This window comes from Bradyrhizobium sp. MI1.10, from assembly GCF_055811035.1.
The window spans coordinates 41879-57190 of record NZ_JBVVPN010000004.1 but is presented as its reverse complement, the minus strand read 5'-3'; the positions used below and the strand labels follow the sequence as shown (position 1 = coordinate 57190).

Here is a 15312-nt window from a genome sequence, read left to right as displayed (position 1 = left end):
CCTCCGGACCGCCATGTCGTTGCATGGCGTGCGCTTGTGATGTGCGCTTGAGGTTAGCGGAACGCCACGCGACGTTCACGTAAAAAGCGAGGGACGTGATTGCATGCGTCTCTTTTTCAGGGCTAAGTGATGCGAGCTGCCGGCGAAGCAGTTTCCGCCCGGGAGGAAATGAATGTCAGCGGAAAGACACAAGACCGGTGCAGCCGGCGAATCTACACTCGACATTGACGCACTCCGTGCGCGCTATCGCGACGAGCGCGATCGGCGCCTGCGCGCCGAAGGCAAGGCGCAATATGTCGAGATGACCGGCGAGTTCGGGCGCTATCTCGACGATCCCTGGGCCAATTCCGGATTCGCGCGCGAGGCCGTCAGCGAACAGAACGAGGTGCTCATCGTCGGCGGCGGCTTCGGCGGCCTTCTGTGTGGCGCGCGACTGCGCGAAGCCGGCATCGATGATTTCCGGGTCGTGGAAAAGGCCGCCGATTTCGGCGGCACCTGGTACTGGAATCGCTACCCTGGTGCGGCCTGCGATACCGAGAGCTACATTTACCTGCCGTTGCTGGAAGAGACCGGCTACATGCCGGTGCGCAAATATGCGCGAGCACCCGAGATCTACGAACATTCGCGCCGCATCGGCCGTCACTTCGGCCTCTATGAGCGCGCTCTGTTTCAGACCGTCATCACGCGCATGGAATGGCAGGAGTACGAGGCACGCTGGCTGGTCGAGACCGATCGCGGTGATTGCATCCGCGCGCGCTTCGTCATCCTCGCTGGCGGCCCGTTGAGCCGTCCGAAGCTGCCGGGTATTCCCGGCATCGAAAGCTTCAGAGGACACAGCTTCCACACCAGCCGCTGGGATTACGCCTACACCGGAGGCACGGCCGAAGGTGGTCTGACCGGTCTTGGCGACAAGCGCGTCGGGATCATTGGCACCGGCGCCACCGCCGTGCAATGCGTGCCGCATCTCGGCCGCTCGGCCAAGGAGCTCTACGTCTTCCAACGTACGCCGTCGGCGATCGGCGTGCGCGACGACCGCCCGACGGATCAGAGCTGGGCGCAGGGGCTCAGGCCTGGCTGGCAGCGCGAACGCATGGACAATTTCACCGCCGTGATCTCGGGCGAGCCATTCGAACAGGATCTGGTGCAGGACGGCTGGACCGGCCTGCTCGGCGAGATCCTGCTGGCGCCGCGCCGCCAGCCCCAGCCGGTGACCTCGATCGAGGAGGCGCTCAAGGTCATCGAGCAGGCTGATTATCGCAAGATGGAAGAGATCCGGGCGCGCGTCGATGCGATCGTCAAGGATGAGATGACTGCTTCGGCGTTAAAGCCCTGGTACAAGGCCTTCTGCAAGCGGCCGTGTTTCCACGACGAATATCTCGACACGTTCAATCGTCCCAATGTGCATCTCGTCGATACCAGGGGACAGGGCGTCGATCGCATCACCGAGAATGCCGTCGTGGTCGACGGCCACGCCTACGAACTCGACTGCCTGATCTATGCCAGCGGTTTCGAAGTCGGTACCGATTACGCCCGTCGTATGGGCTTCGAGATTTATGGACGCGATGGCACGCGCCTGTCCGAGCGCTGGCGCGACGGCGTCAAGACGATGCATGGCTTCTACAGCCGCGGCTTCCCGAACTGCTTCCTGATCGTCATGGTGCAGGCCGGCCAGAGCGCCAACTTTCCGCACATCATCGACGAGCAGTCGCAGCACATCGCCTATGTGATCGCCGAGGCGCGCAAGCGCAAAGCGCGGACGCTGGAGCCGACGCTCGATGCCGAGAACGCCTGGGTCGAGGAGGTGGTCAAAGCCGCGCTCGGCCGCCAGACCTATCTCGCTGAATGCACGCCCGGCTACTACAACAATGAAGGCGTGTTCGATCCGATCGCGGCGAGAAACAGCCAGTATTGGCGCGGGCCGGTGGCATTCCTGCGGCTGCTCGACAAGTGGCGCAAGGAGGGCAATTTGGATGGACTGGAACTGTCGTATGATCACGCCATGGAGTCGGCGCCTTCGTCCGGGTAAACTCGGGCATTGGATCGCGCCAGAGAGAGGACATTAGACATGATCAGGGGCAGAACTGTAGCTGCGGCGGTTTTCGGGGCGATGACGCTGCTCGGCTGCCTGGCGCCCGCCGCCCAAGCCGCGCAATGCGGCAGTTCGTCGGCCGGCTTCGAGACCTGGAAGCGCGAGTTCAGTGCGGAAGCGCAGGGCAAGGGCATCGGCCAGACCGCGCTCGCGGCGCTGATGCAGACCAATTACGCGAGTGCCACCATCGCGGCCGACCGCGGCCAGCGCAGCTTCTCGCTGTCGCTCGACCAGTTCCTCGCCAAGCGCGGCGCCACCACCATCGTCGCCAAGGGGCGTCAGCTCAAGAACTCGCAGGCCGCCTTGTTCGCCTCGATCCAGCAGCGCTATGGCGTCCCGCCGGGGCCGCTGATCGCGATCTGGGGCATGGAGACCGGATTCGGCAGCCAGCGCGGCAACCAGAACATGCTCTCCTCGATTGCGACGCTCGCCTATGACTGCCGCCGTCCCGAATTCTTCACCGAGCAGCTCTATGCGGCGCTGAAGCTGATCGATCGCGGCACGCTGTCGGGGGCAACCCGCGGCTCGATGCACGGCGAAGTCGGTCAGACCCAGTTCATGCCCAAGAACATCCTGGCCTACGGCACCGGCAATCTCGAAGTTGCCGCCAATGCGCTGAACTCGACAGCGAATTTCCTGAAAGCCCATGGCTGGCGTGCCGGAGCGGGTTACCAGCCGGGCGAGCCGAATTTCGCCGCCATCGAAGCCTGGAATGCCGCCGGCGTTTATCAGAAGGCGATCGCCCTGATGGGACGGCAGATCGATGAGGGCGGAGGTACGGCCGCCTCGCGCTGACCAGAGCCCCGTTTCCAACGGGGCTCTGGCTCCTTGTTTTGGCGCGTTTTCCTCAGGCGAACCGGCATCCACTTCGCTTGGACACGCTCCTGCTCAGCAAGGCGTGATGCGCGGGCAAGAGAAAGTTGTTGCCAACTGGAACCGACGGCACGAGGTTTGCTTTGATCGAACAGGGCTGGGCATGAGGAGACTCAACATGGCAACCCAGATCGTGATGGACCAGACTGGCGACACGCGCCACGAGTTTGATCCTGGCAATGCCGAAGCGCTGGCGCGGGCCGAACGGCGCTTTCGGGAGCTGACCGGAGCGGGCTTCACCGCCGCGCTGCGAACCGGACCTGGCGAAGTCACCCGGATCCGATCGTTTGACCCGACCGCGCAGGAAACGCTGTTCTATCCCCGCCTGGTCGGCGGTTGATCTGAGCTGCTCATGATCGCGGCAGTCTGGCTCCGCGCGCCGGCGCGTGCGCGTTTGCATGCGCTACGCGAACTCTATCGGCGCTTCTTCGGCGAGAACACGCCGGATGCCCGGGGTCGCCGGCTCCTGGCCGAATGGCTGTCACCGGCGCAGCGCGCGCAATTCGAGCAGTACCGGCATTTCGATGTCGTCGGCTGCGATACCGGCAAGACGTATCGCATCCATTATGGCACCGCCGCAAATGTCCATGAGATCGACGCGGCCGGAAATGCGACGATGGGGTGGTGCTTCGTCCCGTCAGGCTTTCTCGTCCCCGGCGACGTCATGCTCGCACAGAAGATCGCGCTCGAGACCGACGAAAGGGGAGCTCTCGCGCTCGCCAACAGGTTTCCGCCGGCAACACATTCGGAGCACTTCTACCGGCGGCCGTTCTAGGGTGGGCCTATCAGTGCCCATCAGTAATGTGTGGTGCGATAGGCATCTACCGCGTGCGCTGCAAAAACGCCGACGCTGCAAAGCGCAAGCAAGGCCGAGATCAGTTCGATCATAGCTCGTCCTCCTGCAGCGGTAGGGCGACGAGGTGCTGACAGCAGGAGTAATCCCAGATCAGGTCGAGGAAGAATTGCATGATGGCCGTCCCTGTATGATTTTGACAACTAGATAACCGACCATCTGTTTCAGGCGTGTTTCGTCGCATCTGGAAACGGGTTTCTTGGGGGAGTCCCAGGCTAGTTTGTGCGCTGCGGAGCCGCTACATCCCGCTCTTGCTCAACCCTGTTAGCCGCGAGGCGGCGCATCACATTGCGAGGCGAAATCATGGCGCAGGTCGAGTGGTTCGACGATCTCACCATTGGAATGCAGTTCAAATCCCCCGAAGTTCACGTCACCGAGGCCGACATCAAGCGGTTCGCGGCCGAGTTCGATCCGCAGCCGATGCATCTCGACCATGAAGCCGCCAAGCGGACCCTGTTCAGGGGTCTCGCTGCCTCGGGATGGCACACCGCCGCGATTGCCATGAGCCTCGCGATCCAGACCCGCCCCTTCGGCCCGCATCCGCTGATCGGCGCCGGCGTCGACGGGCTGCGCTGGACCATCCCGGTACGGCCCGATGACCGCCTGCATCTGGTCGGGGAGGTCATCAGCCTCACGCCGTCGAAGTCGAAGCCGCAGGGCATCGCGCTGGTGAAATGGACCATGTTCAACCAGAACGGCGAGGAGGTTTACACCTTCACCCCGATCGCGATCGTGCCGCGGCGGGAGTAGGGCAGGGTCGGCGCCCTACGCAGCCGCCAGAAGCCCTTGCGGGTCACCGGCAGAGGTGGTCATCTCGGTCCGGGGAACACGCTGGAGGCTGACATGAAACGATCTCTTCTCGCCGCCGGGTTGCTGACCGGCGCCTTGAGCGCAGTCGCTTTGACCGCAAGACCGGTGCAGGCGCAACAATCCAAAGTCGGCGACTGGACCATCGAGAAGCGCACGCAGGACGCACATTGCAATGCGAGCCGCGGCTACAAGGACAAGGAAGACGAGAACCGGGACTACGTCATCGTCATCACCTATTCCGAGAAGGCGATCGTCATCGTCATGATCTATGACGGCTGGGAGTGGGACAAGGTGGGCGAGATCCTCCGAGCCGATGTCGGAACCGATGACGCCGATATCATGAAGAAGGCCAAGTGGGAGGTCATGGACAAGACCACCGTGCGCGGCATTTTCGAATACGATCAGTCCATGATGGACCGGCTGTCCAGGGCCAAGCGCCTCTCGCTCGATTTCGAGGACGATGACGACGACAGCATCGAGATACAGGTGCCGCGTGCCGGTGAAGCGCTGGCGGCGCTGAAATTCTGCGAGGAGAATCGCAAGTAGGTTGCCGGAGCCGGATGCGAGGCCGGCGGGATCGGTGGCGAAAGGGTTCTGCAGCGCGACCGGCGCCTGACGTATCGCACACGTGACTCATCGCACACAGTCCGCGCGCTGTTCGCATTTATCCTAGTCTTTGGCGAAAACGTCCAAGCCGCATTCTGCGGTTGACGTTACGCAAGGACGATGTTCGATATTCCAGCATTTCGTTGCAACGTTTTCTCCGCGTCGAAGGCGGCGATTGACCGGCCCGTCTCCTCCGGCTGGCCCCGGATCGCGATCTCTCTCTCGCGCGCGAGCCATACGCAGATTGCATCGTCCGGCCGATGACAATCCTCCACGCAAATCGATTTTCGTCCCTCGTCGGCGAGATCTACGACGCGGCGGTCGATCCCGCGTTGCGCAGCGGGGTGCTGGAACAGATTTCGCATTTCGTCGGCGGATGTGCCGCGACCATCCTGTCCAGGGACAGAGCCCGGCTCTCGATCGAGATCCACGAGCATTTTGGCACCGAATCCCGCTTCCGCCAGCTTTATCGCGACCGATACGTGGAGCTGGACCCTCTGCTCGATCGTCATCTCTCGCTCGCGGCGGAGCAGACGATCGGCGTAGCCGACATCATGCCTCAGGCGGATTTCCTGGCAACGAGCTTCTATCGCGAGTGGGTGGAACCACAAGGAGCGATTGACCTTGCAACCGTCGCGCTCGAGAAGTCGGAGACACGCACCACCATCCTGCAGGTGTTGCGCCACCGCTCGCGCGGACTCGTTGACGAGCCGATGCGCGAGCGCATGCGGCTGCTCGCTCCGCACCTCCAGCGTTCCAGAATCATGGGCCGGCAGATCAGGGCACGCTCGCATACCGTGGACGACCTTGCCGATGTCCTCGATGGGCTGAGCACGGCGATCTGCCTGCTCGACGCAGATGGCCGGGTCGTGCATGCCAACGCAGCATCCCGCGGGCTGTTCGCCGATGCCAGCCTGCTCGCAATGGTCGGTGACCGGATCGTGGCCCGCAACACCCAGACGGACAAAATATTCCGCGGCCTGTGCGAAATCGATGCGGGCAACGAAACTCGTTCCGCTGCCCCCCGTCAGATCGAGCTTGCGACATCAGTTGATGGGCAGCACTATCTGCTCCACGCTTTTCCCTTGAAGCGCGATCGCACTCCATCGCGAGATGCTGCAGCCACGGTGCTGTTCGTTCAGAAGGCATCGGCGGCGACATGGCTCGCAGCCGATGCGATCGCTGCGGCCTTCAGGCTGACACCGTCCGAATTGCGCGTATTGATGGCAATTATCGAGATTGGCGGCGTTCCCGACATTGCGGCAAAGCTCGGCATCGCCGAAACGACCGTGAAGACGCATCTCGGCCGCCTGTTCGAGAAGACTGGCGCCGGCAGGCAGGCCGACTTGGTCAAGATTGCCACCGGCTTTGCCGTTCCATTCGCGCGCCGCACGAACGACGGTGACGATGCCTTGTGATTTATTTCACATGGTTCGCCGGCTATGTGCCGCAATCTCAATCCATTGTGATGAGCCGAGCTCCGGTGTCCTCCGAATGCAGGACGCGAGTCATTTGAGACTTTCGTATATCGCGTTCTAGAAAAGTGAAGAGCAGCGAGCGCCGGCGAAGAGATGCCGCGACGGCGTCGAACGCGAGTGTGAGGAAACGACAGCGCGCGGCCGGACCTGCTCGTCGGTTGGAGGATTGCAGTGACCCAGTTTGATTTTTCCGTTATCAATGTTTCAACGAACGAAATTCCCGAAAACGAGCGTATCCCGCTGCTTCGCGATTTCTACTGTCGCGGGGTGTTGAAGGCGGAGGTCGAGGTGAGGGAAGGAAAGCCGTTCGCGGCGAGCTTCACGTCCCACGTCTTGCCGGAAGCCCAATTGCTGATCGGAGGATTGTGCGGAGCGCGGATCATTCGCACCAAGCACCTGATTGCCGATGGCGATGATAGTCTGGCCCTGATCGTGAATCGATCCGGCGTGCTTGGGATATCCGAGCGAGGGCACGATCTGAGCCTCCGTGCCGGAGAGGCTGTCCTGACGAGCGCGGAGGACGTCACGACGTTCGAGCGATTGTCGCTGGGTAGCTGTTTCTCGCTGCGTGTGCCGAGACGCGTGCTGGCGCCGATGATCGTGGATGTCGATGACGCCGTGATGCGGGTCATGCCGGAGAGTTCAACGGGACTTCGGCTGCTGGTCGATTACGCGGTGACGCTGGTGCGGGAGAAGGCATTCGCGATGCCCAATTTGCGCAAGCTCGGCGTGGGGCATCTGCACGATCTTCTGGCAATCGTCCTCGGTGCCACCAACGAGCCGCGGGAGCTGGCCGGGCGGCGCGGCGTCAAGGCGGCACGGCTGCAGAAGGCCAAAGTCTCCATCGCCAACAATTGCTGGCGGCAGGACTTGTCGGTGGCCACGGTTGCCCAGGAACTCGGCGTGACGCCGCGTTATCTCCAACGCCTGTTCGAGGCCGACGGCAAGACGTTCTCGTCCTTCCTGATCGAACAACGCGTCAAGCGTGCGCATCGCATGTTGCGCGAACCCGGACACGCCGAGCGGACGGTCAGCTCGATCGCCTACGATGTCGGTTTCGGCGATCTCTCCTATTTCAACCGCTGCTTCCGGCGGACTTATGGCGCCACGCCCAGTGACGTCAGGAGCCGCGAGATGTCGTGAACGCGCGCGATTGAATGTCAGGTCAAATGCCGATTGGAGACGGCACGGGCGTGCGCCGCCCGCAGTTGGAGTGTTGTGTTGCATGCGCCGTTTTTTCTTTGATCTTATGCTCGGCAATATCGTGAAGATCGATCCGGGTGGCATGGTGTTCGAATGCCCCGAAGCGACATTCGTGGTAGCCAACGAGATGGCAAGCCACCTGTTCGTCTGGCGCGACGATTTGCGCGGCCGCGATGCCTGCATCCGGGTCAGAGACACCGACGGGCGCGAGATCTATCGCGCCGCCGTCTGGTCGGAGAATCTGGAGAAGGTCGGCTGGGACGAGGTGTGAGCGGCCCGGTGCGCTATCGCGACTCTGCATCAGTAGCACCCGAAACGGATATCCGTTCGTTGCCCGGCCGGCGCCTCCTCCGATCGGAGGATGCCGCATGCTGTGGTTGTGGTATGCTTGGTGATATTGATCACATAGGCCATTTATAGCTATGCACGGACCGCGGAAGCTGCCCGATCTCGTCGAAGCCATCTACGATGCCGGACTCGATCCTTCGCTGTGGAACAATGTCGTCACCGGCATTCGTGACTTCGTCGGCGGCCAGGCCTGCGGACTGTTTTCCAAGGATTCCATCAGCAAATTCGGCGTCACGCACTATTATTGCGGGGCGGACCCGCACTACATCAAGCTCTATTCCGAGACGCATTCGAAGTTCGATCCGCTGACGGTCCTGCCGCCGCACGGCCAGATCGTCAGCATTCCCGATCTCGTCAATTTCGATCAATACCGGGGCGGACGCTTTTACCAGGAATGGATGCGGCCGCAGGGTTGCAGCGATGCGGCCAACGTCGTGCTCGAGAATTCGAATGCGAGCTGCCCCGTGATGATGACGGTGCTGTCGGGCCGCCGGATGGTGGATCCGGTGATGAAGCACCGGCTCTCGCTGGTCGTGCCGCACGCCAGCCGTGCGTTGCTGATCAACCGCGCCATGACCTCGCAACTGACGTTGGCGACGGCGTTGGCGGAGGTCCTGGACAATCTTGCCTGCGGCATCTTCCTGCTCGATGGCTTCTGCCGGCTGGTGCACGCGAATTCCGCGGGGCACGCCTTGCTTGCGGCCGACGATCTGGTTCGGTCCGTTGCCGGGCAACTGGTGACCAGCAGTGCGGAGGCCAATCAGACGCTGCGGGAAGCGTTCGCGACGCGCAATGAAATTGCCCTGCTTGCCGCAAGGGAGCAGGCGTTTTCGCTGCTTTCGCCCTCGGGCGAGCGCTACGTCGCGCACATCCTGCCGCTCTCCTCGGTCCTGCGGCACGGCAGCGAGCGGGTGGTCGATGCCGTCGGTGCGCTGCTCCTGCGCAAGGTATCGCTCGGCGGACAGTCCTACGGCGAATTGATCGCGCGGACTTTCGACCTTACACCGGCCGAGCTGCGCGTCTTCCTGTCGATCGTCGAGGTTGGCGGCGTCCCGGAGACGGCAGTCGCGCTCGGTATCGCAGAAACGACGGCGAAGACGCATCTGCATCGCGTGTTCGCCAAGACGGGCGTTTCGCGTCAGGCCGATCTCGTCAAGCTCGCGGCAGGATTCTCCAATCCGCTGGTCAACTAGGCGGCTCATTGCGCCCTCAGGATTGAACCTTTCCCTCCCTCGCCAGACTCACAGGAGCCGCCGGGCATGAAGAACATGTCGCCATCTCCATGTGTCACTACTGGCTCTTCCGATGCCCCGACTTCCAAAACCGTCCGAGTTGATCGAGACTATCTATGACGCAGGTCTCCACCCGGAGTTGTGGAGCGAGGTCGTTGTCAAGCTCAATGCCTTCATCGGCAGCCAGGCCTGTGGTCTGATTTCGAAGGACCCGGTCAGCAAATCAGGCGCGACGCATTATTATTGCGGGGTCGATCCGCACTACATTCAGCTCTATGCGGAGACCTACTCCCGGTACGACCCGCTTGCTCGGCTTCCGCGCTATGGCGAGGTGCGCAACATCCCCGATCTCGTGGATTTCGACGAATATCGCCGCGGCCGCTTCTACCAGGAATGGCTGCGCCCCCAGGGCTGCGTCGACGTCGCCAACGTGGTGCTGGAGCAGTCGAAGTCGCCGTCTCCGATGCTGATGACCGTGATCCCGGGCAGGGAGATGCTCGATGCCGAGCAACGGGCGCGGATGCAGTTCCTGGCTCCGCATGCGAGCCGGGCGCTGTTGATCAACCGGGCGATCGAGCGGAAGCAGCAGCGCGCGATCGCGCTCGCCGACGTCGTGGACCAACTGAATGCCGGTGTCATCCTGCTCGATTCGACCTGTCATATCGTCCACAGCAATCCGGCCGCGGCGACGATCCTGGCCGTCGACGATGTCCTGCGGTCTGTCTCGGGCCGGCTGGTGGCAAGATCCTCCGCTGCTAATTCGGCCCTGCGCGATATTTTCCGTGACACAAGCGAGGTCGCGTTGGCGGCATCTTCGGGACGGAAAATTCCGCTGATGTCGCATGACGGTTCTTACTACGTCGCGCAAATCATCGCGCTGCCATCACTGCTGCGCGAGGGTAGGGCCGAGCGCAGTTCGGCCGTCGGAGCCTTGTTCATCTGGAAAGCGGAGCTCGACGGCCGCTCGTGTGCCGGTCTCATTGACCGGACCTTCGAACTCACGCCTGCGGAACTGAGGGTCTTGCAGTCGATCGTCGATGTCGGCGGCGTGCCGGAGACGGCGGTTGCGCTCGGTATCGCGGAGACGACGGTGAAGACGCATCTGCATCGCGTGTTCGCCAAGACCGGCGTTTCTCGTCAGGCCGATCTCGTCAAGCTCGCAGCTGGATTCTCCAATCCGCTCGTGCACTGAGACGCCTTCAACAACACACGCGAGTCGCTGCAGCTCGCAATAGGTTCAATCAGAAGCATCATTAGAAAGTTATCGCACGTCGTTCGATCGAATGACGCGATTTTCCACGCGCTATTCTACTGAACATCACACGGTCTGTTGTTCGACGCGTCAGGCATTTGTGTGAAGCAACTCACTGCAGGCGGAAGTGGATCCCGTCAATCTCTCGAACAGGTTGAGAGGAGATTGTCATGCGAACGACGTCACCGGTTCTGACAGGCAGGTTCCGCGATATCGTCGCCCGCATAGGCGCGATACTCCGCGCGCAGCGGGAAATCGACGCGCAGCGCGTGTTGCAACGCTATCGCCACCTGCTGGACCAGCCGCACGAAGCGCCGTGTTTGAATGAAATTATTCCCGTCTCCCGCGAAGAGGATACTTTTGAAAATGCCAACGGAGTTGATCCGCGCGAGCGCACGACCGGCCATCCCAAATTCGAGCGTGCGTAACGTCAGCATCGTCGCCATTGCGCTGACCGCGGCGCTCGTTGCTCTCCAACTGGTCGGCCTCGCGATGCTGGAGCGATCGCACGCTTACGCGCATCCGTCGGCTCCACTCGAGCCGGCCGCTTGCACGGAGAGCGCCGATATCTCTGTCTCGCAAATTCCCTACGACTGACCGGAGGGCGGATTGTGCCTGATGTCACGACTCTGATGCTGCTCAGCGTTGCCGTGTTCGCCGGTGCCTTCGTCTCCGGGCTCTCGGGATTTGCCTTTTCCGCAGTGGCGGGCGCCATCCTGCTCCGGGTGTTTCAGCCGCTCGAAGCCGTGCCGCTGATGATGGCGTGCAGCATCGGCGTGCAGGCCACCAATCTGTGGGCGCTTCGGCGCAATATTCGCTGGGAAGGCAGTCTGCTGCTGATCGTCGGTGGCTTGATCGGCGTTCCCATCGCGGTATCGCTGCTCCAGAGCACTGATACGCATCTGCTCCGGCGCGGCTTCGGCATTATCGTTGCACTCTATGCGGCCTACATGCTGCTGCGGCCGACGCTGGTGACGGCCGGCGAGGCGGTCGGGCGGCACTGGGTCGCGTTGATCGGGTTCGGGGGAGGGCTGGTCGGCGGGCTGACCGCGATGCCCGGCGCGATCCCGACGATTTGGTGCGACATGCGCGGCATGCCCAAGAGCGAGCAGCGCGGCCTGGTGCAGCCGTTCATCGCCGCGATGCAGCTGTTCGCGATCGCGCTGCTGGTCGGACATCAGGACCTGTCGTCGAAAGTCTTCGTCGATCTCGCGGTCAGCCTGCCGGCGCTGTTCGCAGGCTCCGCGCTCGGCGTGATCGCCTTTCACCGAGTCAACGAGACGGTCTTTCGGAAGACCGTGCTCGTTCTGTTGTTGCTGTCGGGGATTTCCCTGATCTAGTGCCCGGCGCCCTGAACCGGTGCCGCGCTGATGTCGCTGCCGTGATGGACCAGCGGCTTCATGCCGGTAACGGTCCGCAGCAGCACATAGAACACCGGCGTCAGGAACAGGCCGAACACGGTGACGCCGATCATGCCGGAGAACACGGCAACGCCCATGGCGCGCCGCATCTCCGAGCCTGCACCGGTCGAGAGCACCAGCGGCAGCACGCCCATGATGAACGCCATCGACGTCATCAGGATTGGACGAAGCCGTAAGCGGCTCGCCTCGATCGCAGCCCGGATCGGCGTGCGTCCCGCAAATTCGAGCTCGCGCGCGAATTCGACGATCAGGATCGCGTTCTTGGCCGAGAGGCCCACCAGCACGATCAAGCCGATCTGGGTGAAGACGTTGTTGTCGCCCTTGGAGATCCAGACGCCGAACATCGCAGCCAGCAGGCCCATCGGCACGATCATGATGATCGAGAGCGGCAGGGTCAGGCTCTCATAAAGCGCGGCCAGCACCAAGAACACCAGGAGGATCGCCAGCGGGAACACCCACAGTCCGGAATTGCCGGCGATGAACTCCTGATAGGTCAGGTCGGTCCATTCGAAGGCAAAGCCGGGCGGTAGCGTTTCCGCCGCGATCCGCGTCGCGACCTCCTGTGCCTGTCCGGAGGAGAAGCCGGGCGCAGCCGCCGCGTTGATGTCGGAGGACAGGAAGCCGTTGTAGCGGATCGCGCGCTCGGGACCCGCGCTTTGGCGAACGCTCAAAAGCGCCGAGAGCGGCACCATGTCGCCCGAGGACGAGCGCACCTTCAACTGCCGGATGTCGTCGGCGCGGGCGCGGAACGGCGCGTCGGCCTGCACCCGGACCGAATAGGTGCGGCCAAACTTGTTGAAGTCGTTGACGTAGTAGGAGCCCAGGTAGATCTGCAGCGTGTTGAACACCTCCGTCACGGGCACGCCCAATTGGAGCGCCTTGGTGCGGTCGATGTCGGCGAACAGCTGGGGCACGTTGACCTGGAAGCTCGAGAACACGCCGGCGATCTCCGGCGCCTTCTGCATCGCCGCCATGAACGCCTTGGTCGCCTCGTTCAGCGCCTCATAGCCGAGACCGGCACGGTCCTCGATCTGCAGCTTGAAGCCGCCGATGGTGCCGAGGCCGTTGACCGGCGGCGGCGGGAACATGGCGATGAAGGCTTCCTGGATGCCGGCATATTTCTTGTTCAGCTCGGCCGCGAGCGCGGGGCCGCTGAGCGAAGGATCCTTGCGCTCGTCGAACGGCTTGAGCGTGGAGAACACGATGCCAGCATTAGAGGAGTTGGTGAAGCCGGCGATCGACAGGCCCGGAAAGGCGACCGAACTCTCGACACCGGGCTGGGTCAGCGCGATGTCGCTCATCTTGCGGATCACCTCTTCAGTGCGATCGAGCGCTGCACCGTCAGGCAGCCGCGAGAAGCCGACCAGATATTGCTTGTCCTGGCCCGGCACGAAGCCACTCGGCACCTGCTGGAACAGGAGCGCGGTCACGCCGACCAACACCACATAGAGCCCCATCACCGCAGCCTTGCCCGAGATCACCTTGGTGACGGTGCCGCTGTAATTCTCTGACGAGCGTGTGAACACCTTGTTGAATCCGCGGAAGAACCAGCCGAGGCCCTTTTCCATGATGATCGTCAGCCGGTCCTTAGGCTCATTGTGTCCCTTGAGCAGCAGCGCCGACAGCGCCGGCGACAGCGTCAGCGAATTGATGGCGGAGATCACGGTTGAGATCGCGATCGTCAGCGCGAACTGCTTGTAGAACTGCCCGGTGAGGCCGGAGATGAAGGCGAGGGGCACGAAGACCGCGATCAGCACCATCGCGATCGCGATGATCGGGCCGGAAACTTCACGCATCGCCTGATAGGTCGCATCGCGCGGCGACAGCCCGCCCTCGATATTGCGCTCGACGTTCTCGACCACGACGATGGCGTCGTCGACCACGATACCGATCGCGAGCACGAGCCCGAACAGGCTGAGTGCGTTGATCGAGAAGCCGAACACGTGCATCACCGCGAAAGTGCCGACGATCGATACCGGCACCGCGAGCAGGGGAATGATCGAAGCGCGCCAGGTCTGCAGGAACAGGATCACCACCAGCACCACCAGCGCGATCGCCTCCAGCAGCGTGTGGATGACGGCCTCGATCGAGGAGCGCACGAACTGGGTGGGATCGTAGACGATCTGGTAGGACACGCCTTCCGGCATGTTCTTCTTGATCTCGGCCATGGTGGCACGGACGTGATCGGATATCTCCAGCGCGTTGGAACCGGGCGCCTGGAAGATCGGGATCGCCACCGCCTGCTTGTTGTCGAGCAGCGAGCGCAGGCCGTATTCGGACGCGCCGAGCTCGATGCGGGCGACGTCGCGCAAGCGCACGACTTCGCCACGCGTACCGGTCTTGACCACGATGTCGCCGAATTGCTCTTCGTTCGCGAGCCGCCCTTCCGCATTGACGGACAGCTGCAGGTCGATGCCCTTGACGTTCGGGGAGGAGCCGACCACGCCGGCGGCCGCCTCGACGTTCTGCGCCTGGATTGCCTTGACGATGTCGCTCGCAGTCAGTCCGTGTTCGGCGGCCTTCTGCGGGTCGACCCAGACCCGCATCGAATAGTCGCCGGCGCCATAGAGCTGGACATCGCCGACGCCGTCGATCCGTGCAAGGCGGTCCTTGACGTTGAGCACGGCGTAATTGCGCAAATAGGTCATGTCGTAGCGCCCGTTGGGCGACAACAGATGCACGACCATGGTGAGGTCGGGCGACGACTTCTTGGTGATGATGCCGAGCTGGCGCACCACAGCGGGCAGGCGCGGCTCGGCCTGCTGCACGCGGTTCTGCACCAGCTGCGTCGCCTTATCGGGGTCGGTGCCGAGCCGGAACGTCACCGTCAGCGTCATCGCGCCGTCGGTGGTGGCCTGGCTCGACATGTAGAGCATGCCTTCGACGCCGTTGATCTGCTCCTCGATGGGAGTCGCCACCGTCTCGGCGATCACCTTGGGATTGGCGCCGGGATAGGTCGCGCGCACGAGGACGGAGGGCGGCACGACGTCGGGATATTCCGAGATCGGCATCGCGAACAGCGAGATCAGGCCGGCGAGGAAGATCAGGACCGACAAGACGCCGGCAAAAATCGGACGATCAATGAAGAACTTCGAGAGATTCATGGCTTTGCCCCTGCGCGAGAGACAGCTCTCCCGTCATTCCCGG

General features: G+C 62.7%; 15 protein-coding genes. 14 read left to right on the top strand and 1 reads right to left on the bottom strand.

What is annotated here, in order from left to right; translation table 11 throughout:
- Positions 1 to 172: 172 nt before the first annotated feature.
- The 14 genes from AC0L3K_RS06195 to AC0L3K_RS06130 all read left to right on the top strand — a co-directional run bounded on the left by AC0L3K_RS06195 (position 173) and on the right by AC0L3K_RS06130 (position 12084).
- Complete coding sequence (locus AC0L3K_RS06195) at positions 173 to 2026, top strand: flavin-containing monooxygenase (RefSeq protein WP_007592403.1); 1854 nt, start codon at positions 173 to 175, stop codon at positions 2024 to 2026.
- Positions 2027 to 2065: 39 nt separating this feature from the next.
- Positions 2066 to 2884: a lytic murein transglycosylase gene (locus AC0L3K_RS06190; protein ID WP_007592401.1), complete on the top strand. Its 819-nt coding sequence runs from the start codon at positions 2066 to 2068 to the stop codon at positions 2882 to 2884.
- Between the two features lie 196 nt (positions 2885 to 3080).
- Positions 3081 to 3302, top strand: coding sequence for a hypothetical protein (locus AC0L3K_RS06185; RefSeq protein ID WP_007592399.1), 222 nt, complete (start codon positions 3081 to 3083; stop codon positions 3300 to 3302).
- Between the two features lie 12 nt (positions 3303 to 3314).
- Positions 3315 to 3737, top strand: a complete 423-nt coding sequence (locus AC0L3K_RS06180) for a hypothetical protein (protein ID WP_007592397.1) — start codon at positions 3315 to 3317, stop codon at positions 3735 to 3737.
- 381 nt (positions 3738 to 4118) lie between these two features.
- Positions 4119 to 4565 (top strand): MaoC family dehydratase, encoded by a 447-nt coding sequence (locus AC0L3K_RS06175; RefSeq protein WP_354161313.1) that lies wholly within the window; start codon positions 4119 to 4121, stop codon positions 4563 to 4565.
- A 93-nt stretch (positions 4566 to 4658) separates the two neighbouring features.
- Positions 4659 to 5171: a hypothetical protein gene (locus AC0L3K_RS06170; RefSeq protein WP_007592391.1), complete on the top strand. Its 513-nt coding sequence runs from the start codon at positions 4659 to 4661 to the stop codon at positions 5169 to 5171.
- Positions 5172 to 5491: 320 nt separating this feature from the next.
- A complete protein-coding gene (locus AC0L3K_RS06165) occupies positions 5492 to 6649 on the top strand; it encodes a helix-turn-helix transcriptional regulator (protein WP_007592388.1) in 1158 nt (385 codons plus the stop codon).
- 231 nt (positions 6650 to 6880) lie between these two features.
- Positions 6881 to 7852, top strand: coding sequence for a helix-turn-helix transcriptional regulator (locus AC0L3K_RS06160; RefSeq protein ID WP_007592387.1), 972 nt, complete (start codon positions 6881 to 6883; stop codon positions 7850 to 7852).
- An 82-nt stretch (positions 7853 to 7934) separates the two neighbouring features.
- Entirely contained in the window at positions 7935 to 8183 is a 249-nt protein-coding gene (locus AC0L3K_RS06155) for a DUF6894 family protein (RefSeq protein ID WP_007592384.1), read from the top strand.
- Positions 8184 to 8334: 151 nt separating this feature from the next.
- Positions 8335 to 9453: a helix-turn-helix transcriptional regulator gene (locus tag AC0L3K_RS06150; protein WP_473365604.1), complete on the top strand. Its 1119-nt coding sequence runs from the start codon at positions 8335 to 8337 to the stop codon at positions 9451 to 9453.
- Positions 9454 to 9565: 112 nt separating this feature from the next.
- Positions 9566 to 10684, top strand: coding sequence for a helix-turn-helix transcriptional regulator (locus tag AC0L3K_RS06145; RefSeq protein ID WP_007592380.1), 1119 nt, complete (start codon positions 9566 to 9568; stop codon positions 10682 to 10684).
- A 230-nt stretch (positions 10685 to 10914) separates the two neighbouring features.
- Positions 10915 to 11172, top strand: coding sequence for a hypothetical protein (locus AC0L3K_RS06140; RefSeq protein ID WP_007592378.1), 258 nt, complete (start codon positions 10915 to 10917; stop codon positions 11170 to 11172).
- Positions 11165 to 11341: a hypothetical protein gene (locus AC0L3K_RS06135; protein WP_245285863.1), complete on the top strand. Its 177-nt coding sequence runs from the start codon at positions 11165 to 11167 to the stop codon at positions 11339 to 11341. The genes AC0L3K_RS06140 and AC0L3K_RS06135 overlap by 8 nt, the downstream gene beginning before the upstream one ends.
- A gap of 14 nt (positions 11342 to 11355) precedes the next feature.
- Positions 11356 to 12084, top strand: coding sequence for a sulfite exporter TauE/SafE family protein (locus tag AC0L3K_RS06130; protein ID WP_007592375.1), 729 nt, complete (start codon positions 11356 to 11358; stop codon positions 12082 to 12084).
- Here the strand turns inward: AC0L3K_RS06130 and AC0L3K_RS06125 are convergent.
- Positions 12081 to 15269: an efflux RND transporter permease subunit gene (locus tag AC0L3K_RS06125; RefSeq protein ID WP_007592372.1), complete on the bottom strand. Its 3189-nt coding sequence runs from the start codon at positions 15267 to 15269 to the stop codon at positions 12081 to 12083. The genes AC0L3K_RS06130 and AC0L3K_RS06125 overlap by 4 nt on opposite strands.
- Positions 15270 to 15312: the final 43 nt, after the last annotated feature.